This is a genomic window from Bradyrhizobium sp. USDA 4532, assembly GCF_024171315.1.
GTDB classification, from domain to species: Bacteria; Pseudomonadota; Alphaproteobacteria; order Rhizobiales; family Xanthobacteraceae; genus Bradyrhizobium; species Bradyrhizobium australafricanum.
On sequence record NZ_JALJZN010000001.1, the window covers coordinates 967,863 to 992,803 of the forward strand.

The window sequence follows — 24,941 nt, forward strand, 5'->3', positions numbered from 1 at the left end:
ATCCGTAACAAGCAAAGAGAGAAGGCAGGAGATCAACATGCCCTATGCTGTGACAGACGACGGAGTGCGGCTCTATTTCGAGGAGACCGGATCGGGGCATCCGGTGATCCTGGTTCACGAGTTCGCCGGCGACTTGCGCAGCTACGAGCCGCAGATGCGGCACTTCGGCAAGCGCTTCCGGACCATCGCCTACAATGCGCGCGGCTTTCCGCCGTCGGATGTGCCGGAGCAGGTCTCGTCCTATTCGCAGGCGCGCGCCGCCGACGATATCCTGGCGGTGCTCGATCATATCGGCGCGCCGAAGGCGCATATCGTCGGTCTGTCGATGGGCGGCTTTGCGACGCTGCATTTCGGATTACGTCACCCTGATCGGGCGCTGTCGCTATGCATCGGTGGCTGCGGCTACGGCGCCGAGCTCGATAAGCGCGAGACGTTTCGCGCCGAGGCCGACGTGATCGCGGGCATGATCCGCAAGGAGGGCATGCCGACCTTCGCCGAGCGCTACGCCTACGGGCCGACCCGCGTGCAGTACGAGAACAAGGACCCGCGCGGCCATGCCGAGTTCAAGGCCATGCTGGCCGAGCATTCGGCGGTGGGATCGGCCAACACCCAGCAGGGCATACAGAAGGAGCGCCCTTCGCTCTACACGCTGGTCGACGAGATGAAGCGGATCAAGGTGCCGACGCTGATCATCACCGGCGACGAGGATTGGCCTTGCCTGCTGCCGGGCATCCTGATGAAGCAGAGCATCCCGTCTGCCGCGCTCGCGGTGATGCCGAACTGCGGCCACGCCATCAACATCGAGGAGCCCGACGAATACAACCGGATCGTCGGCGAATTCCTGGCGCAGGTCGAGAGCGGCCGCTGGCCGCAGCGCGATCCGCGCGCGGTCAGTGCTTCGATCACGGGAATGAAGGGGTAGGCTTCACGCCGAGTTGAATCGCGGCCTTCATCCGCCACCAGACCAAGCATCCGCGCTTTTCGGGACACATCCCCGGAAGGCGCGGATTTTTTTCGGGCGTGAGCAAGCCGCGACAGCCGGCGGTGCACAACCTGTTCGCATGATTGCTGGCTGCTGCAGTCATCTCCAACGCGATCCGTTCAATTCCATGTCTTGTGACCGAAACCGCGTCCACAGATAGCCGATCGCGTGAGACGGAAGAGGAGGGCGTCTGTCATGCGCGCAAAGATTGGTCCCCCGATATCTGCAACCGATGCGGACATGAGCGCGCATCATCGTTCGTCGCATTCATTCGACCGACACAGCGCTGTCATCGGTGGTGGATAACTTGTCGCAGGTCGACGTCATAAATCCTTAAAAATAAAAAGGGGCACTACGGTGAAAGCCAAATTTCTTTCGACGGTCGGAGTCTGTCTGGTTGCTGCCGCTGCGGTGATGTGCAGCGCCGCCGCTCAGGACGACAACAAGGGCAATAACGGCCACGATCATCATCCGCACGACATCCACACCCAAACGCCGATCAAGCATCTCGTCGTCATCTTCAACGAGAACCGCTCGTTCGATCACTACTTCGCAACCTACCCGGTTGCGACCAACCCGACCGGCTCGATTCCGTTCACGGCGAAGCCGCATACGCCGAAGGTCAACAATCTCGCCAGCGCCAATCTGTTGACCAATAACCCGAACACCAATCCGGCCAACGGCACCGGCGCAACCAATCCGTTCCGCCTCGACCGCACCCAGGCCAACACCAAGTCGCAGAACCACGCCTACACGCCCGAGCAGCAGGCAGTCGACAACGGCAAGGAAGACCTGTTTCCGAAATTCACCGGTCGCGGCACCGCCGGCGGCGTCGGCGCGTTCGGCACCAACGGGCAGGTGATGGGCTATTTCGACGGCAACACCGTCACCGCGTTCTGGAATTATGCCCAGAACTTCGCGATGAGCGACAATAGCTGGACCGACACCTTTGGTCCGTCGACGCCCGGCGCGCTCGAGGTGATCTCCGGCCAGACCAACGGCGCGCAGAACATCGTCGGCTCGTCATCTTCGATCGCCGACGGCCAGGGCGGCCTGACGCTGATCGGTGATACCGACCCTGCCTACGATGCCTGCTCTAGCACGACCAGCCAGGTCCTGATGACCAGCAAGAACATCGGCGACCTGCTCAATGCCGAGCAGATTAGCTGGGGCAGCTTCATGGGCGGCTTCGACCTGACGCTCAAGAACAGCAACGGCACCACCAACTGCGGCCGCAGCACGTTCTCGAGCAACGTCAACGGCACCGTCGTGGACTACATCCCGCACCACGCCTGGTTCCAGTACTACAAGTCGACCGCCAACCCGAGCCATGCGCGGCCGAGCTCGGTGAATGCGGTCGGACACACCTATGTGCCCGGCAGCAAGACGCTCGATCCGGCCAATCACGCCTACGATCTCGAGGACTTCTATGCTTCGGTGAAGGCCGGCAACTTCCCGGCCGTCTCCTACATCAAGATGCCGGCCTATCAGGACGGTCATCCCGGCAACTCCGATCCGCTCGATGAGCAGGCCGGCAATGTCGAGCTGATCAACTTCCTGCAGAAGCAGAAGGAGTGGGGCGAGACCGCCGTCATCATCACCTATGACGACTCCGACGGCTGGTACGACCACCAGTACCTTGCACCGATCAGCGCCTCGTATGATCCCACCGCCGACCAGGTCAACGGTCCCGGCCAGTGCGGTCGCGGTATCGGCAGGCAGACGCCGCCGAACGGCCTCAACGGCCAGCCGGTAAACGGCCGCTGCGGTCCCGGTACGCGTGTCCCGTTCCTGGTGATCTCGCCCTTCGCCAAGCGGAATTACGTCAGCCACACCCGCATCTCGCAGGCCTCCGTCGTTCGCTTCATCGAGGACAACTGGCTGCACGGCCAGCGTCTCGGCGGCGGCTCGTTCGACGACAACGTCGAATCGATCGCCGACATGTTCGACTTCGAGCGCGGCCACGGCCAGGACCACGAGTACCGGCAGGACACGCTGTTTCTCGATCCGACCGCCGGCACCGTCATCGTCAGCGCGCCGGACGATCACCATCACCACTAACGCCCTTCGGTTCTGATCCAATCAGAACCGAAGCTCTGCCCTGACGCGTTCTGCTCGCGCGAACTGGTCTCCAGTTCGCGCGAAAACGCTTAACGACACTGGATCTGATATGAATGGCCGCACCTTGTGGCTTCTCGGCGCCGGCCTGCTGTGCATGGCCGGCGCCGTTGCGGCCGTCGAGACGCAGGGACTTCCGGGGACCAATCCGAACCCGGTGCAGCTCAGGCGTCCGCCTGTTGCTCCGCTGTCCGCCATGGCGCAGCTCGGCCAGAAGATTTTTTTCGACGCGTCGCTGTCCTCGTCGGGCGCATTGTCATGCGCGTCCTGTCACAGTCCGGACCACGCCTACGGGCCACCCAATGATGGGCCGGTGATGCTCGGCGGGCCCGCGCAATCCCGGCAAGGGACACGCGCCGTGCCGGGCCTGACCTATCTCGAGCGGCAGCCGAATTTCAGCATCGGGCCGGAAAAGGACGAAGACGACAATGTCGTCGACTTCGCGCAACTGGCCGCGCTCGGCCAGCAGGCTCCGCGCGCCAAGAAGGTCGCGACCGGGACTGCCGCGTCGGCGGTCAACATCGTGCCGCAGGGCGGACTGTTCTGGGACGGCCGCGCCGATACGCTGCAGGACCAGGCGATCTTCCCGCTGCTTGATCCCAACGAGATGGACGGCGGCAGCATCGAAATCGTGGCGCAGAAGCTGCGCCAGGCGAGCTACGCGCCGCGCTTCGCCGAGCTGTTCGGCGCCGGTGTCTTCGACAATACGCGGCTGCTGGTCGCGGAGGCGATGTTTGCCGTCGCGCGCTATCAGGTTGAGGAGCCGAGCTTCCATCCCTACACCAGCAAGTTCGACTACTGGCTGGAGGGCAGGGCGCGATTGAACGAGAGCGAATTGCGCGGCCTGCAATTGTTCAACGATCCGGACAAGGCCAATTGCGGCGGCTGCCATACGTCGCAGCCGACCCGGGACGGTCTGCCGCCGCTGTTCACCGATCACCAATATGAGGCGCTCGGTGCGCCGCGCAACGCCGCGCTCGCCGGCAACCGCGATCCCGACCATTTCGATCTCGGGGTCTGCGGTCCGTACCGCACCGACATTGCCGAGCAGACGCAATATTGCGGGATGTTTCTGACGCCGACCTTGCGCAACGCGGCAACGCGTCGCGTGTTCTTCCACAACGGCGTCTTCACCAGCCTCGAGCAGGTGCTCGACTTCTATAACTTCCGCGATACCAATCCGGAGAAGGTCTTTCCGCGCGGCGCCGACGGCACGGTGCGCAAGTACGATGACCTGCCGGAAAAATATCACGGCAATGTCGACGTCAGCGATCCGCCGTTCGAGCGCCATCTCGGCGACACGCCGGCGATGACGGCGCAGGACGAGGCCGACATTATCGCCTTCCTGAAGACGCTAACCGACGGCTACCAGCCGGAGCGGTGAGACGTCGCGACGTTCCATCGCGGAACCGAACCGCGAGTTGGCAGGGCTTCGTCATGCGCGCATAATGGGCGCATGAATGTCGTCGAAGGCAACGGTGCCAGAATCCCGGCAATCGGGCTCGGCACATGGGAGCTGCGCGGGCGGACCTGCGCACGCATCGTCGAGCAGGCGTTGCGGCTCGGCTATCGCCACATCGACACCGCCCAGATCTATGACAATGAGCGCGAAGTCGGCGAGGGGCTGCGTGCCTCCGGCATCAAGCGCGACGACGTGTTCGTCACCACCAAGGTCTGGACCACGCATTTCATGGCCAAGGATCTCGAGCGGTCGGCGAAGGAGAGCCTGGCGCGGCTGCGCCTGACCGAGGTCGATCTGTTGCTGCTGCACTGGCCCAATGCACAGGTGCCGCTTGCCGAGACGCTCGGCGCGCTGGCGCGGGTCAGGCAGGCGGGCCTGGCGCGGCATATCGGCGTCTCCAACTTCAAAGTGGCGCTGATCAAGGAGGCGGTGGCGGCATGTCCCGAACCGCTCGCCTGCGACCAGGTCGAGTACCATCCTTATCTCGACCAGGCCGATGTGATCGAGGCCTGTCGACGCCGCGGCATGGCGTTCGTTGCCTACAGCCCGATCGCAAAAGGGCGGGTCAAGGGCGACCGCGCGCTCGCGCGGATCGGCGACCGCTATCGCAAGAGCGCTGCCCAGGTCTGCCTGCGCTGGCTGGTGCAGCAGAATGTCTCCGCGATCCCGCGCACCTCGAAGCTCGAACGCCTTCAGGAGAACATCGACATCTTCGATTTCGAGCTGTCCGTTGACGACATGCGCGAGATCTCGGCGATCGGGAGCGCTGACGCACGGTGACGGGCCCCGCGACGCATGGGCTCTTTGCCTGAGCATCAAGTCTTGGAAAGCATCAAGTTTTGGAAAAATGGCTGGGTCCTGATCCGGATCATGCTAATGCGCCGCTGGCCGATTGCAGCTTTGGACCGAATGGGGATTGAGGCAGGCGGGTTCCGGCCGGTATTGTGGCCGGGCGGGAAGAGACGTCACTGATGTGATCGAGTGGGATGAAGTTTCGGCCAAACGCGGATCTGATGGCGTCGGTGTTCGTGCACCTGATGCTGCTCGCGCTGATTTTCCTTTATTCGGAGGTCCATCAATTCGATCCCGTCGCCGCTGACACGGTGCCGGTCGAGATCGTGACGCCGCAGGAGGTCGCCAAGTCCGAGGTCGAGACCAAGCCCGAACCGGCACCGAGCCCGTCGCCAACGCCCGAGTTGCAGTTGCCGTCGCTCGATAAGCCGGTGGATTCGGCCAAGCCCGAACCATCGGCACAGGCGCCCGCGCCGCAGCAGAACGCGCAACAGCAACCGCCGCAGAAGCAGGCGACGCCGCCGGCGCCCAAGCCCAGCCCGGCGCCGCAACGTGCCGCGGCCGAGCCGCCGCCCGCGCCGGCACAGCAAACGCCACCGATGCCCCAGCCAACGGCGCAGCAACAGGCGGCAGCGTCGCCGCCTGCCTATGCGCAGCCCGAGCCCGATCTTTCGGTCAAATACAACGTCATGCTCGGCCTGCCGCCGGATATCTCCGTGAAACCGCCAGCCAGCGCGCCGTCCGGCCTCGGACCCGGCAAGGACAATTTCGACGCGGCCGCCACCGAGCAGGCCGATGTCGGCTCGAGCGTGGTTGCCGAATTCCGCCGTCATCTGAAGACCTGCCTGAAGCTCCCGCCGACGCTGAGCGCGGGCGACGACGTGAAGATCAAGCTCAGGGTGTTCATGAAGCCTGACGGCAAGCTCGCCGCGTCACCCTTGCTGATCGAAGCCACCGCCTCGGAAAAGGGGCCGCTGTTGCTGAAGAGCGCGACCGATGCGCTGCAGGCCTGCCAGCCCTATGCGATGCTGCCGCGGGATCGCTACGGCGAATGGAAGGTGCTCGACCTCGATTTCAGCCCGCGCGATTTCGCGTCGTAGACCAGGGACGAGCGGCGCACTCGGCCTCGCCCCGCGTGCGGGGAGAGGCCGGATTGCATCGCCAGATGCAATCCGGGTGAGGGGGAGTCTCCGCGAACGCGTCTCTCTCCGTCGATGCGGAAACAGCCCCTCACCCCAACCCTCTCCCCGTAAGAACGGGGAGAGGGAGCGCAGCACGGCCTCGACCGTCGCGTCAGCTTCCCATCGCCTGCCAGGCATTCGAGGCGAACTGCCGGCGCCAGATCACGATCACGACCGCGGCTGTCGTGACGAACAGCACCCAGGGGCTGACGAACCAGCCGAGATAGCCGAGCGCGAAGAAAAACGCGCGCTGGCCGCGGTTGAAGTGCCGGCCTGCGGTCTCGAACAGCCGCGTGGTGCGGATCACATGGGCCTCGGCCTCCGGCGTGTCGCGCTGGTCGGCCGGCGGCATCGCGCCGAACAGGATCGCCACATAGTTGAACAGGCGATAGGCCCAGGCGAATTTGAAGAAGGTGTAGATGAAGATCAGGATCAGCCCGATGCACTTGACCTCCCACAAAGCGGGCGAGGGCGTGAGGTTGACCGGCAGGGCGCCGAGCACGGCGAGCGCGTCATTGGTGGCGCGCAATAGCGCCAGCCCGCCGCCGATCGCGATCAGACTGGTGGAGGCAAAGAACGCGGTGCCGTTCTGCAAGCTGGCCATGATCTGCATGTCGACCATCCGTGCGTCGCGGTTGAGCAGATTCCGCACCCAGATCTCGCGATAGACATGCATCCGCGCCGATAGGCTGTCGCGCCCATACGCGGTGTGCTCCAGCGTGATGGCGTAGACCAGCCATTCCAGCGCAAAGAAGCCGACGGCCAGGATGTCGGTCCAATAGCCGGTCATGTTGCCTTCCTTCGTGAGCGCGCGGCTGACTGTCCGCGCCGGGCCGCATCCGCGTCATGTACAGGTTGAACGCGTGCAATGCACTATGGCAAACTACCGAGGCAACAGGATTCCCGGACATGCTCAAGCTCGTCATCGGCAACAAGAACTATTCGTCATGGTCGATGCGGCCCTGGCTGGCGTTGCGCGCCAACAACATCCCGTTCGAAGAGGTCTTCATTCCGCTCTACACGGACCAGGCCGACAAGGACCGCATCCTATCTTTCAGCAAGGCTGGCAAGGTGCCGACGCTGATCGATGGCGACGTCACGGTGTGGGATTCGCTGGCGATCATCGAATATCTCGCCGAGAGATTTCCCGAGGCGAAGCTCTGGCCTGCGGATCGTGCCGCGCGCGCGCATGCCCGCGCGATCTCGGCGGAGATGCATTCCGGTTTCATGCCGCTGCGCAACGAATGCGGCATGAATCTGCACCGGCCGATCCGCGCTGTCGCGCTGTCGGATGATGCGCGCGCCAACGTGGCGCGGATCCAGGATATCTGGGCCGAGTGCCATGCGCGCTACGGCAAGCAGGGTCCGTTCCTGTTCGGCGCATTCTCTGCCGCCGATGCGATGTACGCGCCCGTGGTGCATCGCTTCCGCACCTACGCGATCCCGGTGAAGGCCGAGGCGCAGCACTATGTCGATGCCATGATGCAGCTTCCGGCATTCCAGGAATGGACCCGCGACGGCGTTGCCGAGACGCTGCGGATCGCCCGATTCGAGGATGTCTGACGGTTGCTGCGCTTCCGAATTGTGACAGCGGTCGCAAAGATCGCGGCTTGACGCCGCGGGGCCGAAGGCGTCGAATCCGGAAAGGCTGGTTTTGCAAGTCGTGAAAGGACTTAGACCATGGGCATTCTCGATTCCCTGGAGAATTCGCCGGAGCTGAAAGGCATGCTTGGCCAGCTTGGCGCGGCGGTGATCCCCGTCGTGCTCGGCGAGGTCCTGGGCAATGGCGGGCAGGGCGGCTTGTCCGCGATCGTCGCCAAGCTCGAGCAGGCCGGGCTTGGCGAGCAGGTCAGATCCTGGATCGGTACCGGTCAGAACCTGCCGATCACCGCTGAGCAGCTCCAGCAGGTGCTCGGCAGCGACACGGTCAAGCAGCTCGCCGCCAGGTTCAACATTCCGGTGGACCAGCTGTCCAAGGTGCTCGCCCAGCAACTTCCGGCTGCGGTCGACGGCGCGAGCCCGGGCGGCAAGCTGCCGCAGACCGCTTGAGCCGGTGGAATCAGGGTTCCAACCGGGCTCGGCGGGCAATTTCCGGCTGGCACGCAAATTGCTGCCTATCGCCCTGAAAAACCTGCAAAATCGCACCTTCGCTATGCCCCAATCTTGCTGGATTTGGGGAGGTGCGATGTGCTAGCTTGCCGCAGGGTTCTCAAAATGCCGGCCTGAGCTATCGGGACTGTCAGCTCAGCCAGCAATCTCTAAGAAAATGGAGAGGGCGTTGAAGCATAAGTACTCGATTGGCGAGACCGTCTATTTCACGGCCAGCAACGTGGCGCGCCCCGCCGCGAGCGGCACCTATCAAGTGATCCGTCTGCTGCCGACCGACGGTGACGATTGCCAATATCGCATCAAGAGCTCGACCGAAGCTTTCGAACGGGTGGCCAAGGAGAGTCAGCTCGCGCTGTCCTGAAGGAGTGTTGTGCGCAAGCCGGCGGCTGGAGCGGGTTCCGCGCCGCCGCCGTCAAAAGGCCCTGTTCGCAGACCCATTGTGCTGAAGGTTGGACGTCGGGGTGGCGGCGTTCGCCGTCGCCGATTGTGCTTACGCTGCGTTGAGGGACATCGCGCATGAACTGGGCTTCCTCGCTGGATCAGATCTGGCGCTCACCGACCTTCCCGATGTGGCTGACGCTGGCCGCTGCGGGGTTCTTTGGGATCGTCGTTCTGGTCACGCTGCTGCGTGCGGAAAAATCCGTCGCCAACGGCGCGCTGACCGTGATCACGCTGCTGTCGATCGCGGTTGCGGTCGCCGCGACGATCCGTGGCTTCGGCTCGGGCGGGCAGGCGGTGCCGGCCGAGACACGGACGGCGCAACTGGCCAGCCAGACGGTGCCGGCGCTGGCCTGCGTCGACGACCTCGCCGGAGACGCCGTTCTCAACGCCTGCGAGAAGGTGCTGTTCGGTTCATCGGATACGGCGGCGGCGGCGGTCAGCTACGCGGCGGCGCAGGTCTCGCGCCTGACCGCGCTGGGCGACCTCGCGACCGCCGAGCGCAATTCGACCACCGAGTTGCAGGCGCTGCGCCGCGCCATCGAGCATGACCGCTACGGCCTGGTCGCCTATGCGCTGATGGCGCGCGACCACTGCACGCCGACCGCGTGCCCCGCGTTCCGCTCGCTCGGCGACAACCATCAGATCATCGCCAACATGAACGAGCGGACCTACGAGAACCTGATCACGCGCTACGCAGGGTCGTGGAACGCGCCGGCCGGCGCCCAGGCATCGGCTGCCTCCGGCCTGGTCGCGGCGCTGCCGCAGTCGTTGCCCACCGGCAAGCCGACCAATGCGGAGTTTCCGAGCTCAGCGAACACGCCGCCGGTCAGCATCATGACGCCCGAGCCGGCAAAGCCGGCCGCCGCCGCACCAGCGCCGGCCGCGCGCGCTGCCGCCGCGCCGCCCGCCGCAGCCCCGAAGCGTCCGCCGGCGGCGAAGCGCCCGGTCCAGATCGCGCCGGCCCCGGCCGCGCCGGCGTCGCCTCCTGCCGCCGCCAGCGCACCGGCGGCTGCGAACGAGCAATGAGCGTGATGACGGCGGCTTGAGCCGCCGTCGTTGCGCCGTTCCGGCTTCGTTTGGCTCGAAAAGCGCTCTAGTCCCGATATCCACCGCCGCGGAGAGCGCTCCCTTTTCAAAGCGCTCGCCGGCCGCTACATCCGGCGCATGCCGCTTCATCTCATCAAGCTCGCCGTCGGTTGCGACTCCGTCAAGGAACTCAAGGGCTGGGTTGCCGAACGGATGGCGACCGCGAAGAAAAAGGGCCTGCCGCTCCGTCACGTCCACATCACGCGGATGACGCCGAAGCGCGAGGAGGAGATCCTTGCCGGCGGCTCGCTCTATTGGGTGATCCGCGGCGAGATCGCCGCGCGCGAGAAGATCATCGCCATCGAGCCGTTCCGCGACAAGGACGGCATCGGACGCTGCCGGCTGGTGATGCAGCCCAAGGTGATCGCGGTCTCGCCGCGGCCGATGCGGCCGTTCCAGGGCTGGCGCTACCTGACCGCAGACTCCGCGCCGGCCGATCTCACCAAGTCGAGCGCCGCCAGCGTGGCATCGATGCCCGAGCCGATGCGCCGCGAGTTGCGCGACCTCGGCTTGCTGTAAGCAATCGGGTTGCTCTGAGCAATCGAACGGCAGTGATCCGGGATCACTGGGTTACGAGATGCAGCCGAGCCCATTCTGAGGCCGGGACCTCGACATAACGGCCACCCGCCCTGTCGGCGGTGACGTCGAACAGTTCATGGCCGATCCCCATCTCGCTGAGATATCTCCGGAACTGATCGGTGAAGATTGTGGTAAGGCTTTCGCGGTGCTCGGCAGAGACGTTGGGTGCGAGCCGGTCGTAGATCTGCATCCTTGCGGTCAGGATGACGCGGTTGCCGGGCGGCAGGTTACGATGCACGCCGCCCGCAAGCATCAATACACATGCAAGCTCGCAGGGCACACCGGAGAGCTTTTCCTTCGCATCCAGCGGGCCGCCAGGCCGCTTCAGTGCAAAGCATTCCTCCTCGGGTTTTCCGTTGCATGCCTCGACCTCGGTTGCCGCCACCGCCGCATCGATGCCGCGACCGCGCAGGATGCGACCGAGGCTGGCAGCGACGGTGAGGTCGGAGCCCGGTTTGACATTGATCACCACCGGCAGCTTGCGTCCGTTCTGCCGGTCGAGGATCGCTAGCAGGCGCTTGTAGGTGTCCCATTGCACCGCGCCTTCGGCCGCGATCCAGTTCGAGCAGCCGGGGCCGCAGGCATCAGGCGCACCATGCGCGACGTAGAAGATCATGGCGCCGGGCGCCGAATTGACGCCGCCGACCGGCGGCCGGGTCTGTGCCTGCGCCCCAGCCGCGGCCAGCAGCGCGATGCCAAGAACAATGCCTTGCCTGAAGTAATGGTTCATTCCGATCGCCCTTGAAAGGCGCGATCATCCATGCGTCGCGAGCGTGGCGCAAGCACCCGGCCGCACAGATGAGGCCGAGCCCTCATTACAGGCTCGCATCCTCTCTGCGCATGAACCGTTTCACACTTTTCCGGTCCGGTCTCAGACCGCGATATTGTCGATCAGGCGCGTGCTGCCGAGCTTTGCCGCCACCAGCATCCGCATCGGGCCGTCCTTCGGCGAGCCGATCGGCGCCAGGGAGGCGGCGTGGCGCACTTCGAGATAATCGAGCACGAAGCCGGCCCTGGTGATCGCCGCGGCGCCGTCAGCCATTGCGGTCGCGGTATCCTCGCCGGCGCGCAGGCGGCCGGCCGTTTGCTTCATCACCCGGTGAAGCTCAGGGGCGGCGCGCCGTTCCTCCGGCGAGAGGTAGACGTTGCGTGACGACATCGCGAGACCGTCGCGCTCGCGCACCGTTTTGGATCCGATCACCTTGACCCCGAGGTCGAGGTCCGCGGCCATCTGGGTGACGACCCGGAGCTGCTGAAAGTCCTTCTCGCCAAAGATCGCGACGTCGGGCCGGACCTGGGTGAACAGCTTGCCGACCACGGTGGCGACGCCGCCGAAGAAATGCGGCCGGAAGCGATCCTCGAGCCCGGCGGTGGCCGGCCCCTCCGGCACGATCCTGGTGGCGAAGCCGTCCGGGTACATCGCCTTCACCTCGGGATGCCAGATCAGGTCGACGCCCTCGGCGGCGAGCTTGGCGACGTCGGCTTTCCAGGTGCGCGGATAGGAGCCGAAATCTTCGGTCGGCGCGAACTGGGTCGGGTTGACGAAGATCGAGACGACGACCCGCTTGGCGCGGCGCTTGGCGAGCCGCACCAGCGACACATGGCCATCATGGAGCGCTCCCATGGTTGGGACCAGCGCGACGGTTGCCTTCTTGACGCGCAGCGTGTCGACGGCGCGACGAAGGGCGGGGACGGTACGGACGACGGTGGGATTTCTCGGCATCTGGTCTCGGCTCGTGGGGCAATCCGGGTGGGAACGAATCTGGGCGGGACGGGTTGGCGTTCGGCAGGTCACGCAGCTTACCAAGTCCGAACCACGATCGGCAAACCGGCCGATAAGCCTTACACGATCTCGAACGTGCGCGGATCAAAGCCGCCGATCGACGCAGCAGTCTTGCTTGATCGATTCATCAGCACGGCCGCAATCGATTTCCTGTCGCAGCGATGCATTTCACTTGACCGCAGCGGCGCTCGCTTTGAAGATCATTGCGGGGATTTGAATCATGTTGGTGCAGGCTCGTCAGGGTCAATCCGGCTCCGCACATGTCATCGTGCTGGGCAACGAGAAGGGTGGATCGGGAAAGTCGACCACCGCCCTGCATATCGCCGTCGCGCTGCTGAAGGCCGGGCAACGCGTCGCCAGCATCGATCTCGACTGCCGCCAGCAGAGCTTCACCCGCTACATCAGCAATCGCCAGGCCTGGGCGCGACGCACCGGGCTCGACCTCGAGCTCCCGGCACACCACTGCATCAAGTACGGCGAGACGATGCAGATCGAGGAGAACGAGAACGCGGAATTCCAGCAGTTCATGGCCGCTGTGAGCGCGGTGGAACGCGCCTGTGATTTCATCGTCATCGATACCCCGGGCGCGGACAGCTACCTGATGCGGCTCGCGCATTCGATGGCCGACACTTTGGTAACCCCGATCAACGACAGCTTCCTCGATTTCGACGTGCTCGGCACCGTCGATCCCGCGACTTACGCGGTGACCGGCGAGAGCCATTATGCGGAGATGGTGCGCGACACCAGACGCAAGCGCCGCCAGCTCGATGGCGCCTCGACCGACTGGATCGTGGTGCGCAACCGGCTCTCGATGCTCGGCTCGCGCAACAAGCAGCTGGTGGCCGACGGCTTGAAACAGCTCTCGCTGCGGCTCGGGTTCCGTGCGGTCGACGGCTTTGCCGAGCGGGTGGTCTATCGCGAATTCTTCCCGCGCGGGCTGACGGCGCTCGACGACATCGACGAGGCGACGCTCGGCACCCGCCCGAGCCTCGGTCACGTCACCGCCCGCGAGGAGGTGATGAGCCTGCTGCGCCAGCTCAAGCTGCCGCTCGACGAGCGCGGCCGCCGCAGGGCCGCCAACCGGGCCGAATGGTTCAGCCAGGTCGACAAGCCGCTGGAAGTCGACGACATCATCGGCGGCTAGACCGCCGGGCACTCCTTCTGGCAGGTTCCAGGGCGTCGGGCGTCCAGGAAGTGACTATCGTCACTTCCTGGCCCGTCCAGAAGCACGGTAGTCTTGCGGGGTTTTCGGCCACTCCGTCGCCAATATGCCGGAACAAAGCTGGCCAGATCCGGTTTTCCCAAAGCCAGCCGCGTTTCCGCTCCTCGTTGGTTGGTCTTGAGGTATTATCGTACCGCAGAGCCATGGCGCCAGAAGCGAATGCACAAAGGTTGTGTGCACCGCACAATGAACGTGCTGCGAAGTCCCAACTTTTAGACTTCCTGTCACGGCGCTGTGACATATATTCTCAAAAGGAGGCCGAAGAGTCTCCGGCCAAGAATAGCCCTGAAAAGGCGGGCACCTCGAGGACGTCATGAAGCGTGGAATTCTCGTTCTGCTTTCTCTCTCCGTGGTGATCACGGCGGCCTATTTCACCGCGAGCAAGTGGGCGATCCGTCATGAAACTCTCATGTTCAAGGACCCGACGCGCGATGAGCGGCCGGTCGCGGTCGACGTTGCCGTGCGCTTCGACAAGGAGATGCAGGCCGACGCTGGCATGATCACGCTGCCGGTTGCGATCCTCAATCATGGCAATACCGTCAAATTCACCGAATATTCCTTCCTCGCGAACGTGTTCGCGGCGCGCGGCTATCTGACCATCAGCATTCAGAACGACCTGCCGTCGGACGGACCGATGGTGACCAAGGTCGGTGAGCTCTATGTCGGCCGCCTGCCGCAGTACCAGCGCGGCATCACCAACATCAAGTTCGCGATCGAGGAGATGAAGAAGCGCAAGCCGAACGCGGACTACAGCAAGCTGACGATGGTCGGCCATTCCAATGGCGGCGATATCGCGATGTATTTCGCCAAGCAATATCCGGACGAGATCAAGAAGGTGGTGACGCTGGACAATCTGCGCGTGCCGTTCATGACCGACGGCAAGTTCAAGATCCTGTCGTTCCGTTCGCATGACTCGCAGTTCAAGCCGGATCCGGGCGTCGTTCCCGATGCCGACGAATGCGAGAAGGCCGGCATCACCGTGGTGAACACCAACTTCCAGCACAACGACATGCGTGACACCGGGCCCGAGAAGGCCAAGGACTCGATCCAGGCCATGCTCGATAAATTCCTCGCCGATACCGACAGCGCTGTCGCGCCGGTCGACACCAGGAATGCGCCGCCGAAGATTCTGGAGCCCGGTCCCGTCTCGCTTTACGTGCCGGTCGAGAAACCTCAGACCTTGACCGATAAGCTCAAGAAGTCGCTCTCGCTGACCAAGACCGAGACGAAGAAGGATCCGTCGGTCACGAATTGACCGGGCGGCTCGCGGTCCAGGCTGGCCTCTCACGTTGACCAATCCACTGCCGCGGCCCACATAGTGTTTGCTGTACGAGGCAAGCGCTGATGGCCGGCAAGACGATCAAACCGACATCCGGAAGCGATGTACGCCCGGCCCATGCGCCTGGCGTGCCGGCATCCAGCGCGAACGACATCGCGGCATTCGTCGCCAAGGCGCGGGCGATGTCGCCGCATCGCGCCGGCGCCCACGGCAGGCTGGTGTTCGCGCTCGACGCCACGATGAGCCGGCAGCCGACATGGGACATGGCGTGCACGCTGCAGGCGGACATGTTCCGCGAGGCCGGCGCGCTCGGCAGTCTCGATATCCGCCTCGTCTATTATCGCGGCTTCAATGAATGCCGTGCGTCGGGCTGGATCTCCGACAGCGCGCAGCTCGCGCGGCTGATGAGCAAGATCGATTGCCAGGGCGGCAACACCCAGATCGGCAAGGTGCTGTCCGAGACGCGTCGCGAAGCGGTCGAGGCAGGGGTGCGCGCCTTGGTGTTCGTCGGCGACGCGATGGAGGAGAGCGCCGACGATCTCTGCGCCAAAGCCGGTGAGCTCGGCCTGCTCAAGGTGCCGGTCTTCATGTTCCAGGAGGGCAGGGATGCGACCGCCGAGCAAACGTTTCGCGAGATCGCGCGACTGACCGGCGGCGCCTGGTGCAGGTTCGATCCCGGCGCGGCCGCCCAGCTCCGCGAATTGCTGCGTGCCGCCGCAGCCTATGCCGCCGGCGGCCGCGAGGCGCTGCTGCAACTGGCGAAGACGACGAGCGGCGCGGCGAAGCTGATCGGCCAGATGAAATAGCGCCGCGTCGCGTCAGGCTCCGCCTGATGCCGGGGAGACGAAGCTTCGCATGCTTTTTGCCGCCGGGCCGCCTATATTCCCGACATGCCAACGCTGATCGCCGGCGTCATCGCCGTTGTCGTCCTTTATTCCGCGCTGCAGATGTTCCGTGCGGCCAATCCCGCCGTGCTTGCGCGCGCGATCAAGATCGGCGGCGGGGTGCTCGCGCTGGCGGTCGCGGCCTTTACCGGCGTGCGGGGCGAACTGGCGGTGGCAATTCCGCTCGGCATTTTCGGCGCCGGACTGCTCGGCTGGTCGCCGTTCGGAAGCACCGGATTTCCCAATCTCGGCGGTATGTTCGGCGGTTCGCGCAGCCAGGGACAAAGCTCGCGGGTTCGCTCGCAATATCTCGATATGACCCTCGATCACGGCAGCGGCGTGCTCAGGGGCCAGATCGTGGCCGGACCGCAGGCCGGCCGCATGCTCGATGAGTTCGACCTGTCGCAGCTATTGGCGATGGTCCCGAGCTTCGACGCCGAGAGCGTCGCGCTACTTGAAAGCTATCTGGACCGCCGCTTTCCCGCCTGGCGTCAGGACGCACAGGGCGACCGGGCACGGGGGCAGGGCCGCGCGGCGTCGGGCGGCAAAATGACGAACGAGGAGGCCTATCAGATCCTTGGCCTGCAGCCGGGAGCGTCGCGCGACGACATCAGCCGGGCTCACCGAACCCTGATGAAGAAACTCCATCCCGACCAGGGGGGCTCGACGTACCTCGCGGCCCGTGTGAACGAGGCCAAGGACACTCTGCTTCGCACGCATCTCTAACTCCGGCTACGCTACCAACGCCACAGCCGAGAGCTGCCTTCCGTTTCTGATTGATGCCCCGTCTGGCCCGCCGCTGTCCGGCGTGGCCGATCGCTCTTTCGGGAAAACTTAACCGTAAAATCTTGACGAGAAGTTTCATGGTTGCGCCGCTCGCGGCCGGCCGGCTGTTTTCGCGGCGGCAAAAGCAAAACGGCCGGCGCTTGCGGCGCCGGCCGTTCGAAATCGGCAGATGCTGACGATCAGTTGCGAACGGTGATGCAGGAGATCTCAGCGCGCTTCAGCGTCTTGCAAGCCGCCTCGGCCTGATCGCGCTCGAGGCCGGCAAAACGGGCGCGATAGAGCTTGCGATTATCCTTGGCGACCACCTCGGTAAACGGGTCCGCCTTGCTGAGCAGGCCGCGGGCCGAGCTGCGCGCCAGGTCGATGCGCTTGTTGGCTTCGCCCTCGGACTCCAGCGCGCCAACCTGGATGATCCAGCCGGTATGCGCGGCGCTCGGCTTTGCTGAGCTGGTCGGCGGAGCGGCCTGCACGTTGCGGGTTGCGGGCTCGATCGACGCAACGGCCTGTGGCGCCGGGGTAGCGGGTGCATGGACGGCCGAGGCCGGTAGCACGCCGAGGATGCCGTTGCCGGTGCCGAAATTGGCCGGCTGCGGCGGCATTTCCGGCCTCGAGGTCTCGGCGGCCCGCGCCATCATCGCATTGGAGGTCTCGGGGACCTCGCCGCGCGAGGGGATCGTGTTGGTGATCGGAGGCGCGGACTGCGCGGGGCCGGCCGCGGCGAGCTTGATCTGGCCGGCCTTGACCTGCACCGTCTTCACCTTGACCGGCTTCATCGGTTCAGCCGAGCCGGGGATCGCGGCGATCGGCTGGGTCTGGATCACGCCTGAGGTCAGCGGCGCCGGCTCGGGCTTGGCCTGCGGCTCCGGCTTGGCCGGAAGCGGCGGCAGCGCGGCGGCGGCCGCCGCCATCAGCGAGGGCTTGCTGGCCGGGCGCGGCGCCTGGATCGCGGCAGCTGCAGCGGCGGGCTCCGATGCCGCGACCGGCGAAGTGTCCGGCGCGCGCGCACTATCCGCGTCGGCGACCTCGACATTGGCGTCGGCCGGATTGCGTTCGGTGATCGCTGCGGCAGTGCGGGTGGTCGCGGCCTTCCCGACGTTCTCGGCGAGCAGGTTGCGCATGATGGCGTCACGCGAGCCGCCGCTGCGGCCGCCAAGCACCACGCCGACCAGGAAGCGATTGCCGCGGCGCATCGAGGTCACGAGGTTGAAGCCGGACGCGCGGGTGTAGCCGGTCTTGATACCGTCAACGCCCTCGACGTTGCCGAGCAGATGGTTGTGGTTGCGGATCGATTGGCCGCGGAAGTTAAACACCGAGGTCGAGAAGTAGCGGTAGTAGCGCGGGAAGCGGTCCTGGATCGCGCGGCCGAGAGTCGATTGATCGCGCGCCGTCGTCACCTGCTCATCGTTGGGCAGGCCGGAGGCGTTGCGATAAACGGTCCGGCTCATGCCGAGCGCACGGGCCTTGCGGGTCATCATCCGGGCGAAATCGTCTTCGCTGCCGCCGATCGCCTCGGCGATCACGACCGCGGCGTCATTGGCCGAGCGGGTGACCAGGCCCTTGATGGCGTCTTCGACCTTGATGGTCGAGCCGGGCCGCAGGCCGAGCTTGGTCGGGTCCTGTTCGGAGGCGTGCTCGGACACCGGCATTTCGGTGTCGAGCTTCATCTTCCCGGAATCGAGGCGCTCGAACAGCAGATAGAGCGTCATGATCTTGGTCAGCGAGGCCGGGTGGCGCAAGCCGTCGGGACTGGTGGCGGTGAGCACCGAACCGGTGTTGCCGTCGACGATGATCGACGCGAATTGCGGGCTGTAGCTCTCGCGCGCTTCCTGGCTGTGGTGGTGACGGGCGTAGTGGCGCCGGTGACGGCGCGCCTCGGCGCTATCACTCGTGATCAGGATCGCCGTCGTGACGGTAACGAGCCCAAGAACGCCAACTCGCAGCGCCCGCGAGGAGGCCAAGGTTGTTCGAAGCATCTACTTCCCCGTCCCAATTTCTATCTAGATCACTGGCTCGTGAGGCGAAATTGTGCCCGGCGGCCATCGATCCTTGCCTGCGCAACAAACCACTTCGGGCAGAACCATCGGCCGAGGTGGCGGCTCAGGTCGCTCTTCTAGCTAAGGTGTTGTTCACAAACAGCTTTCGAGGCTGTCTGTCGGAAGGCGAACAAAGTCCGGGAATCAGGTTAGGCGGACCGAGTTTCCAAAAGATTAAGCAACCGTTGCGTAGTCCCCCGGGGTTTATCGCGAATGCCGGAGATTCGGGGTTGTGGGATTGTGCGATGCACAATATTCGTTGACTCTATTGTGCGATGCGATATGGCTATCGGCGTCAGGGGGCCGGGAGCTTCCCGGCAATGGGAATTTGCGCCTTCAAGTCTGGGAAAAGGAATTCCATCCATGGTCAAGATCGAAGACATTCAGAACTACGGCAAAGAGCATTTCGAGTCGGTCACCGCGTCGGCGAACAACCTGCAGAGCGGCGTTCAGGCCATCGCCACCGCCTATGGCGACTATGCCAAGAAGTCCTTTGAGGACACCAAGTCGTTCGTCGAGAAGCTGTCGGGCGTGAAGTCGCTGGACAAGGCGCTCGAGGCGCAGACCGAGTACCTGCGCTCGTCCTACGAGACCTTCGTTGCGGAATCGCAGAAGATCGCCGGCCTGTACAGCGACTGCGCCAAGCAGACCTTCAAGCCCTATGAGGGTCTGGTCTCCAAGTTCGCGCCCGCCGCTCAGTAAGCGTTGCCGTCCAAGACAAACGAAAAGCCCGGCCGTTTGGCCGGGCTTTTTTGTTGTGCCTCAAGCGGGCGACTATTTGGCCAGCCGCAGCTTGCTGAGGGCCGTTCCGATCGTGTTGAACGTCGTCAGGATCTGGGTCGAGCTGGTGAGCATGAAGAATTTGTCGGGCGTGCTGGCGCAGTTCTTCAGGACGGTCGAGGTCGGATCGGCGGGCGAGTGCGTGTTCACCTGGATCGTGTAGATCGTGTACAGCGGTTGGCCGCTGGAGTCCTTCGCGGCCTGCAGATTCTGGCACAGCAGGGCCTGCCTGGCGTCGATCGGGTTGCCGGAGGCCTGCGTGCGGCCGTCGCCGTATTCGGGCCAGCGGTCCTCGGTGTTCAGACCGTCGGACAAGAGAATGATGACCCGGTTGTAGGTGGTGTTGGAGTCCTCCGCCGGCGTGTTCAACGGGCCGCCCACCAGTAGCGACTGCCATGCCCACGCCAGGCCGACCGCCTGGTTGGTGCCGCCGGTCGGCTGCATCGCGTTGACCGCATTTTTGAGCGCGGTCCAGTTGTAGCTCAACGGAATGATCGGCTCGAGCTGCGGCGAGGAGTTGCTGCTGCAGTAGGAGTAGCCGTTCTCAAAGAGCTCGTTGGCCGGGAAAAGCGTGGTGACGTCGGATGACGCCGGCAGCACGCCGGTCGCATCATTCGGCTGGGTGCGGTCGGCGATGCAGCCCGTCCAGTTGCCGATCGGGTTGGTGGACGCTTGCCGCCAGTCGTTTTTCACGGTGGGGATCTGGTTGGTCGAGGTCCATTGATTGTTGGTCCATCCGACGACGGCGCTGACCCGGGGCTGGCCCTGATTGTCGGCCGTGTCGTTGGGGCCGGGCTGCGTCCAGTCGTGGGTATACAGCTTGCCGGTGCATTGATAGACTCCGCCGGAGGTGCCGCAACTGCAGCCGGAGACATCGTTACCCGACGAATTCTTCGGACAGCTGCACGACGTCGAGCCGCTGCAGAACACGCCGGTGCCGACCTGCGTGCTCACCCAGCAGCCATTGTAGCGCGTGTAGGAGTTCGCATCGACGCTGGGGCAGATGTAGCCTGAATAGGTCCCGCTGGAGGGGATGTAGTTCGCGCTGCCCGTATTTGTCGGGCTCTTCTGGCAGGTGAAGCCGCCGTTGTTGTTGGTCCACGGGCATCGCGCACCGGGTCCGACCGCGTGCCAGTTCATCGGCAGGCTTGCCTGCATGGTGCCGTTGGCGGGCTGCGTGGTCGGGGGATTGAGCCAGTCGGTCCAGTCGATCCAGCTCTGACCGACATTGCTGGTGCCGACATTGACGACCTTCTCGAACGGAATGACGGAGATATAGACGTCACCATTGTTCTTGCTCAGCGCGCTGAGCTGGTCGATCAGCCCGCCGGTTCCGGCCACCGCGTTGCGCAGCGCGGTGATCTTGTTGTCGTCCGACATCGATCCCGTGTTGTCGAGGGCGAGGGCGACGCGCATCTTGACGTTGCCCCAGGTGGTGGTCGTCGAACTCTTGAAACCCAGCGTCGGAAAACCGGCCAGCTGCATGAAATCGGATTTGATGTGGCCGGATCCGCCCAGCAGGATGGTGGCCGCCGCGCTCGAGGTCGGGGTGGTGTAGTTCGCCGTGACGGAAATGCCCTGGCCGTCCTTATTGGTGTAAAGCGCGGTGAAATAGGTCTGCGCCTTGCTCGGGATATCCGCAGCCGTGATGTTGCCCATGGTCAGATCCTTGGACAGCATCAGCGCGGTCGAATCGAGGGCTGCCTGCATCGCGGAGCGGGCGTTGTTGGCGCGGGTATAGTCGATCGCGGCTCCCACGAAAGCGAGGAGCGGCAGCATTGCGAAGGTGAAGATCACCGCGACATTGCCGTTATTTGCCCTGGAAAACCGGCGAGCAACCGCGCAGACGCGATCGGAAATGGCTGAACCAAGCATGGCACTCTCGTCGAAATGGATTGCGGTGGCATCTCGACCGGCGCCGCTAAACAGATGGTGAATCGGGCGCGGGAAACCCGGCAGGGCGGCGCGGGGGAGGCTCAAAAGCCGGGCAAAAGCGCTCGCTATCCTCAATGGCGTCTAAATTGGCCGCCCGACTCCTTTGTCAAATCGGGCAGAAATGATTAACCTTCCGAGGGTTGCCGCGCCCGGAATCGGACCGGTGGGCCGCGCCGGGTCTGCGCTTGCGGCTGGGCCTCGCGAGGCCCATATTCGGGAAGTCGATCCGGCCGCCGGATCGGACCGGGAGCGGCAATCTGGAAAGCATTGCTGGGGGTTCCGCGATCAGTCTTGCGGCAATCGCGACCACCATCCAATTGCCATCCGGTTTCCCGCCATCCGGTTTCCCTTGGGGAATTCGAACGCCTGAGCCATGTTGCGATCCACGTTGACAGTCCCGATTTCCGAGCCGGTTTCGTCGATGCCGGCGGTGGCCGCCGCGCCGGCGCCGAAAATGAACAATGATGACAACCGCAATGGGACGGGCAACGGCCCCTCGACCTCGGTCATCACCAAGGTCAAGCCGAAGACCAAGCGTCCGAACCTGTACCGAGTCCTGATCCTGAACGACGACTACACGCCGATGGAGTTCGTCGTTCACGTGCTGGAACGATTCTTCAACAAGGACGCCGAGGCGGCGACCAAGATCATGCTGCACGTTCATCACCACGGGATCGGCGAGTGCGGCGTTTTTACCTACGAGATCGCCGAGACCAAGGTGACGCAAGTCATGGACTTCGCGCGCAAGCACCAGCATCCACTGCAGTGCGTGATGGAAAAGAAATAGGTCGCTGGAACGACTGACCCGCCGCGAGGCGCGGAACGGGTCTTGCATCGCGGATTTTGATGGTGGTGAACGGCGTTCCCGTACGATCACGGGCGTCGCCGCGCGACGCCCCCATGCCCCGAATTTAGAAGAAAACCATCATCGCGGGACCGGTCTTTCGCCACGATCCGTCGTAACTATATCAAAGGCGATCACGAAGGTTGTTATTGCCTGACCCGGTAATGGCGATCATGATGGCAGGGGGCCATAGAGGACGCGAATGCCAACTTTTTCCCAAAGCCTTGAACAGTCGCTGCACCGTGCATTGGCGATCGCAAACGAGCGTCACCATCAATACGCGACGCTCGAACATCTGCTGCTGTCGCTGATCGATGACTCGGATGCGGCGGCTGTGATGCGGGCCTGCAGCGTCGATCTCGACAAGCTCAGGACCAGCCTCGTTAATTATCTCGAGACCGAATTCGAAAACCTGGTGACTGACGGCGCCGATGACGCGAAGCCGACCGCCGGGTTCCAGCGCGTGATCCAGCGCGCGGTGATTCACGTCCAGTCGTCCGGTCGCGAGGAAGTGACCGGCGCCAACGTCCTGATCGCGATCTTCGCCGAGCGCGAGAGCCACGCCGCGTACTTCCTGCAGGAGCAGGACATGACGCGCTACGACGCCGTCAACTACATCAGCCACGGCATCGCCAAGCGGCCCGGCGTGTCCGAGGCGCGGCCGGTGCGCGGCGTCGACGAGGAAACCGAGACCAAGGGCAACGAGGACGCCAAGAAGAAGGGCGAGGCGCTCGAGACCTATTGCGTCAACCTCAACAAGAAGGCGCGCGACGGCAAGATCGATCCGGTGATCGGCCGCAATGCCGAGATCAATCGTGCGATCCAGGTGCTGTGCCGCCGCCAGAAGAACAACCCGCTGTTCGTCGGCGAAGCCGGCGTCGGCAAGACCGCGATTGCCGAAGGCCTCGCCAAGCGCATCGTCGACAGCGATGTGCCGGAAGTGCTGGCGGCCGCGACCGTGTTCTCGCTCGACATGGGCACGCTGCTTGCGGGCACCCGCTATCGCGGTGATTTCGAGGAGCGGCTCAAGCAGGTCCTGAAGGAGCTGGAGGCGCATCCGAACGCCATCCTGTTCATCGACGAGATCCACACCGTGATCGGCGCCGGCGCCACCTCCGGCGGCGCGATGGATGCGTCCAATCTGCTGAAGCCCGCGCTGGCTTCGGGCACGATCCGCTGCATGGGCTCGACCACCTACAAGGAATACCGTCAGCACTTCGAGAAGGACCGCGCGCTGGTGCGGCGCTTCCAGAAGATCGACGTCAACGAGCCGACGGTGGAAGACGCAATCGCGATCCTCAAGGGCCTGAAGCCCTATTTCGAGGATTACCATCGGCTGAAATACACCAACGAGGCGATCGAGGCGGCGGTGCAGCTGTCGTCGCGCTACATCCACGACCGCAAGCTGCCCGACAAGGCGATCGATGTGATCGACGAGTCCGGCGCGGCGCAGATGCTGGTCGCCGAGAGCAAGCGCAAGAAGACGATCGGCATTAAGGAGATCGAGACCACGATCGCGACCATGGCGCGGATCCCGCCGAAGAGCGTGTCGAAGGACGATGCCGAGGTGCTGAAGCATCTCGAGCAGACCCTGAAGCGCACGGTGTTCGGCCAGGACAAGGCGATCGAGTCGCTGGCGGCGTCGATCAAGCTGGCGCGAGCCGGCCTGCGCGAGCCGGAGAAGCCGATCGGCAGCTACTTGTTCTCGGGTCCGACCGGCGTCGGCAAGACCGAGGTGGCCAAGCAACTGGCGGCGTCGCTCGGTGTCGAGCTGCTGCGCTTCGACATGTCCGAATACATGGAGCGGCACACCGTGTCGCGCCTGATCGGCGCACCTCCCGGCTATGTCGGTTTCGACCAGGGCGGCCTGCTCACCGATGGCGTGGACCAGCATCCGCATTGCGTCGTGCTGCTCGACGAAATCGAGAAGGCGCACCCGGATCTCTACAACGTGCTGCTGCAGATCATGGATCATGGCCGGCTCACCGACCACAACGGCAAGCAGGTCAACTTCCGCAACGTGATCCTGATCATGACCACGAATGCCGGCGCGGCCGATCTTGCGCGGCAGGCCTTCGGCTTCACCCGCTCGAAGCGGGAAGGCGACGATCACGAAGCGATCAATCGCCAGTTCGCGCCGGAGTTCCGCAACCGGCTGGATGCGATCGTCTCGTTCTCGCACCTCAATGCCGAGGTGATCGGCATGGTGGTCGAGAAGTTCGTGCTGCAGCTCGAGGCGCAACTCGCCGACCGCGACGTCACGATCGAGCTGTCCGAGCCTGCAAAGGCCTGGCTGATCGAGCACGGCTATGACGAGCAGATGGGCGCACGTCCGATGGCGCGCATCATCCAGGAGCACATCAAGAAGCCGCTCGCGGATGAGGTGCTGTTCGGTCAGCTCAAGGGCGGCGGACACGTCCGCGTCATCCTGGTCAAGGACGAGGCGACCGCCAAGGACAAGATCGGCTTCGAATATGTCGAGGGCCCGGTCACGCCGAAGCCCGAGAACCTGCCGCCGCGCAAGCGCAAGCCGCCGAAGGGCGGTCCCAACGGCGGCGGAGGCGGCACCAAGGGGCCGGCCTCAAAGGGACCGATGGTCAAGGTCTGAGGCGCGAGCGAACAACCAAACGAAAAGGCCGGCTGAA

General features: G+C 64.3%; 23 protein-coding genes. 17 read left to right on the forward strand and 6 right to left on the reverse strand.

Annotated features, from left to right (window positions below; all coding sequences use genetic code 11):
* Positions 1-37 precede the first annotated feature (37 nt).
* From J2R76_RS04655 to J2R76_RS04675, 5 genes are all read left to right on the forward strand, one after another.
* Positions 38-922, forward strand: coding sequence for an alpha/beta fold hydrolase (locus tag J2R76_RS04655; RefSeq protein WP_076834551.1), 885 nt, complete (start codon positions 38-40; stop codon positions 920-922).
* 474 nt (positions 923-1,396) lie between these two features.
* Entirely contained in the window at positions 1,397-3,043 is a 1,647-nt protein-coding gene (locus tag J2R76_RS04660; protein WP_256521415.1) for an alkaline phosphatase family protein, read from the forward strand.
* A gap of 109 nt (positions 3,044-3,152) precedes the next feature.
* Complete coding sequence (locus J2R76_RS04665) at positions 3,153-4,484, forward strand: cytochrome-c peroxidase (RefSeq protein ID WP_076834547.1); 1,332 nt, start codon at positions 3,153-3,155, stop codon at positions 4,482-4,484.
* Positions 4,485-4,556: 72 nt separating this feature from the next.
* A complete protein-coding gene (locus J2R76_RS04670; RefSeq protein WP_076834545.1) occupies positions 4,557-5,342 on the forward strand; it encodes an aldo/keto reductase in 786 nt (261 codons plus the stop codon).
* 206 nt (positions 5,343-5,548) lie between these two features.
* On the forward strand, positions 5,549-6,454 hold the full coding sequence (locus J2R76_RS04675; RefSeq protein WP_076834543.1) for a hypothetical protein: 906 nt from the start codon (positions 5,549-5,551) through the stop codon (positions 6,452-6,454).
* 193 nt (positions 6,455-6,647) lie between these two features.
* On the opposite strand, the gene J2R76_RS04680 is transcribed toward J2R76_RS04675, so the two are convergent.
* The gene (locus J2R76_RS04680; protein ID WP_076834541.1) at positions 6,648-7,325 is read right to left on the reverse strand and encodes a DUF599 domain-containing protein; all 678 of its coding nucleotides are present in this window, start codon (positions 7,323-7,325) and stop codon (positions 6,648-6,650) included.
* Positions 7,326-7,444: 119 nt separating this feature from the next.
* Here J2R76_RS04680 and J2R76_RS04685 point away from each other — a divergent pair, with 119 nt between their 5' ends.
* From J2R76_RS04685 to J2R76_RS04705, 5 genes are all read left to right on the forward strand, one after another.
* The gene (locus J2R76_RS04685; protein ID WP_076834539.1) at positions 7,445-8,098 is read left to right on the forward strand and encodes a glutathione S-transferase family protein; all 654 of its coding nucleotides are present in this window, start codon (positions 7,445-7,447) and stop codon (positions 8,096-8,098) included.
* 117 nt (positions 8,099-8,215) lie between these two features.
* A complete protein-coding gene (locus J2R76_RS04690) occupies positions 8,216-8,584 on the forward strand; it encodes a YidB family protein (protein ID WP_057020822.1) in 369 nt (122 codons plus the stop codon).
* Between the two features lie 217 nt (positions 8,585-8,801).
* Positions 8,802-9,005, forward strand: coding sequence for a hypothetical protein (locus tag J2R76_RS04695; protein ID WP_018272021.1), 204 nt, complete (start codon positions 8,802-8,804; stop codon positions 9,003-9,005).
* A 155-nt stretch (positions 9,006-9,160) separates the two neighbouring features.
* Positions 9,161-10,111, forward strand: a complete 951-nt coding sequence (locus J2R76_RS04700) for a hypothetical protein (RefSeq protein ID WP_076834537.1) — start codon at positions 9,161-9,163, stop codon at positions 10,109-10,111.
* A 138-nt stretch (positions 10,112-10,249) separates the two neighbouring features.
* Positions 10,250-10,690: a DUF1489 family protein gene (locus J2R76_RS04705; protein ID WP_028336418.1), complete on the forward strand. Its 441-nt coding sequence runs from the start codon at positions 10,250-10,252 to the stop codon at positions 10,688-10,690.
* Positions 10,691-10,733: 43 nt separating this feature from the next.
* On the opposite strand, the gene J2R76_RS04710 is transcribed toward J2R76_RS04705, so the two are convergent.
* Together J2R76_RS04710 and panC are read right to left on the reverse strand one after the other, a co-directional pair.
* Positions 10,734-11,480, reverse strand: a complete 747-nt coding sequence (locus tag J2R76_RS04710; RefSeq protein WP_076834535.1) for a hypothetical protein — start codon at positions 11,478-11,480, stop codon at positions 10,734-10,736.
* Positions 11,481-11,621: 141 nt separating this feature from the next.
* Entirely contained in the window at positions 11,622-12,473 is an 852-nt protein-coding gene (panC, locus tag J2R76_RS04715; protein WP_076834533.1) for a pantoate--beta-alanine ligase, read from the reverse strand.
* Positions 12,474-12,753: 280 nt separating this feature from the next.
* Here panC and J2R76_RS04720 point away from each other — a divergent pair, with 280 nt between their 5' ends.
* The 4 genes from J2R76_RS04720 to J2R76_RS04735 all read left to right on the forward strand — a co-directional run bounded on the left by J2R76_RS04720 (position 12,754) and on the right by J2R76_RS04735 (position 16,644).
* Entirely contained in the window at positions 12,754-13,677 is a 924-nt protein-coding gene (locus tag J2R76_RS04720) for a division plane positioning ATPase MipZ (protein ID WP_076834531.1), read from the forward strand.
* A 391-nt stretch (positions 13,678-14,068) separates the two neighbouring features.
* A complete protein-coding gene (locus tag J2R76_RS04725; protein ID WP_057020818.1) occupies positions 14,069-15,010 on the forward strand; it encodes an alpha/beta hydrolase in 942 nt (313 codons plus the stop codon).
* Between the two features lie 89 nt (positions 15,011-15,099).
* Positions 15,100-15,840, forward strand: a complete 741-nt coding sequence (locus J2R76_RS04730) for a VWA domain-containing protein (RefSeq protein ID WP_168857453.1) — start codon at positions 15,100-15,102, stop codon at positions 15,838-15,840.
* Between the two features lie 84 nt (positions 15,841-15,924).
* Positions 15,925-16,644: a DnaJ domain-containing protein gene (locus J2R76_RS04735; RefSeq protein ID WP_168857452.1), complete on the forward strand. Its 720-nt coding sequence runs from the start codon at positions 15,925-15,927 to the stop codon at positions 16,642-16,644.
* A gap of 239 nt (positions 16,645-16,883) precedes the next feature.
* Here J2R76_RS04735 and J2R76_RS04740 read toward each other — a convergent pair whose 3' ends face one another.
* The gene (locus J2R76_RS04740) at positions 16,884-18,677 is read right to left on the reverse strand and encodes a serine hydrolase (protein WP_253623766.1); all 1,794 of its coding nucleotides are present in this window, start codon (positions 18,675-18,677) and stop codon (positions 16,884-16,886) included.
* 423 nt (positions 18,678-19,100) lie between these two features.
* On the opposite strand from J2R76_RS04740, the gene J2R76_RS04745 reads away from it, so the two are divergent.
* Positions 19,101-19,439, forward strand: coding sequence for a phasin family protein (locus J2R76_RS04745; RefSeq protein WP_016844841.1), 339 nt, complete (start codon positions 19,101-19,103; stop codon positions 19,437-19,439).
* A 72-nt stretch (positions 19,440-19,511) separates the two neighbouring features.
* Here the strand turns inward: J2R76_RS04745 and J2R76_RS04750 are convergent, their stop codons facing one another.
* Both J2R76_RS04750 and J2R76_RS04755 read right to left on the reverse strand, forming a co-directional pair.
* Entirely contained in the window at positions 19,512-21,392 is a 1,881-nt protein-coding gene (locus J2R76_RS04750) for a pilus assembly protein (RefSeq protein ID WP_057020815.1), read from the reverse strand.
* A gap of 345 nt (positions 21,393-21,737) precedes the next feature.
* Positions 21,738-21,914 carry a hypothetical protein gene (locus J2R76_RS04755; RefSeq protein ID WP_156436563.1) on the reverse strand — a complete coding sequence of 59 codons (177 nt, stop codon included), beginning with the start codon at positions 21,912-21,914 and terminating at the stop codon, positions 21,738-21,740.
* Here J2R76_RS04755 and clpS point away from each other — a divergent pair.
* Together clpS and clpA are read left to right on the forward strand one after the other, a co-directional pair.
* Positions 21,907-22,239: an ATP-dependent Clp protease adapter ClpS gene (clpS, locus tag J2R76_RS04760; protein WP_038385792.1), complete on the forward strand. Its 333-nt coding sequence runs from the start codon at positions 21,907-21,909 to the stop codon at positions 22,237-22,239. The genes J2R76_RS04755 and clpS overlap by 8 nt on opposite strands.
* Positions 22,240-22,498: 259 nt before the next feature.
* Positions 22,499-24,904, forward strand: a complete 2,406-nt coding sequence (clpA, locus tag J2R76_RS04765) for an ATP-dependent Clp protease ATP-binding subunit ClpA (RefSeq protein WP_076834521.1) — start codon at positions 22,499-22,501, stop codon at positions 24,902-24,904.
* Positions 24,905-24,941 lie beyond the last annotated feature (37 nt).

What these genes read in the sequence shown, in the direction of transcription:
- J2R76_RS04655 (WP_076834551.1), top strand. Translation starts at nt 38, where the DNA reads ATGCCCTATGCTGTGACAGACGACGGAGTGCGGCTCTATTTCGAGGAG.
- J2R76_RS04660 (WP_256521415.1), top strand. Translation starts at nt 1,397, where the DNA reads ATGTGCAGCGCCGCCGCTCAGGACGACAACAAGGGCAATAACGGCCAC.
- J2R76_RS04665 (WP_076834547.1), top strand. Translation starts at nt 3,153, where the DNA reads ATGAATGGCCGCACCTTGTGGCTTCTCGGCGCCGGCCTGCTGTGCATG.
- J2R76_RS04670 (WP_076834545.1), top strand. Translation starts at nt 4,557, where the DNA reads ATGAATGTCGTCGAAGGCAACGGTGCCAGAATCCCGGCAATCGGGCTC.
- J2R76_RS04675 (WP_076834543.1), top strand. Translation starts at nt 5,549, where the DNA reads ATGAAGTTTCGGCCAAACGCGGATCTGATGGCGTCGGTGTTCGTGCAC.
- J2R76_RS04680 (WP_076834541.1), bottom strand. Translation starts at nt 7,325, where the DNA reads ATGACCGGCTATTGGACCGACATCCTGGCCGTCGGCTTCTTTGCGCTG.
- J2R76_RS04685 (WP_076834539.1), top strand. Translation starts at nt 7,445, where the DNA reads ATGCTCAAGCTCGTCATCGGCAACAAGAACTATTCGTCATGGTCGATG.
- J2R76_RS04690 (WP_057020822.1), top strand. Translation starts at nt 8,216, where the DNA reads ATGGGCATTCTCGATTCCCTGGAGAATTCGCCGGAGCTGAAAGGCATG.
- J2R76_RS04695 (WP_018272021.1), top strand. Translation starts at nt 8,802, where the DNA reads ATGGAGAGGGCGTTGAAGCATAAGTACTCGATTGGCGAGACCGTCTAT.
- J2R76_RS04700 (WP_076834537.1), top strand. Translation starts at nt 9,161, where the DNA reads ATGAACTGGGCTTCCTCGCTGGATCAGATCTGGCGCTCACCGACCTTC.
- J2R76_RS04705 (WP_028336418.1), top strand. Translation starts at nt 10,250, where the DNA reads ATGCCGCTTCATCTCATCAAGCTCGCCGTCGGTTGCGACTCCGTCAAG.
- J2R76_RS04710 (WP_076834535.1), bottom strand. Translation starts at nt 11,480, where the DNA reads ATGAACCATTACTTCAGGCAAGGCATTGTTCTTGGCATCGCGCTGCTG.
- panC (WP_076834533.1), bottom strand. Translation starts at nt 12,473, where the DNA reads ATGCCGAGAAATCCCACCGTCGTCCGTACCGTCCCCGCCCTTCGTCGC.
- J2R76_RS04720 (WP_076834531.1), top strand. Translation starts at nt 12,754, where the DNA reads ATGTTGGTGCAGGCTCGTCAGGGTCAATCCGGCTCCGCACATGTCATC.
- J2R76_RS04725 (WP_057020818.1), top strand. Translation starts at nt 14,069, where the DNA reads ATGAAGCGTGGAATTCTCGTTCTGCTTTCTCTCTCCGTGGTGATCACG.
- J2R76_RS04730 (WP_168857453.1), top strand. Translation starts at nt 15,100, where the DNA reads ATGGCCGGCAAGACGATCAAACCGACATCCGGAAGCGATGTACGCCCG.
- J2R76_RS04735 (WP_168857452.1), top strand. Translation starts at nt 15,925, where the DNA reads ATGCCAACGCTGATCGCCGGCGTCATCGCCGTTGTCGTCCTTTATTCC.
- J2R76_RS04740 (WP_253623766.1), bottom strand. Translation starts at nt 18,677, where the DNA reads ATGCTTCGAACAACCTTGGCCTCCTCGCGGGCGCTGCGAGTTGGCGTT.
- J2R76_RS04745 (WP_016844841.1), top strand. Translation starts at nt 19,101, where the DNA reads ATGGTCAAGATCGAAGACATTCAGAACTACGGCAAAGAGCATTTCGAG.
- J2R76_RS04750 (WP_057020815.1), bottom strand. Translation starts at nt 21,392, where the DNA reads ATGCTTGGTTCAGCCATTTCCGATCGCGTCTGCGCGGTTGCTCGCCGG.
- clpS (WP_038385792.1), top strand. Translation starts at nt 21,907, where the DNA reads ATGAACAATGATGACAACCGCAATGGGACGGGCAACGGCCCCTCGACC.
- clpA (WP_076834521.1), top strand. Translation starts at nt 22,499, where the DNA reads ATGCCAACTTTTTCCCAAAGCCTTGAACAGTCGCTGCACCGTGCATTG.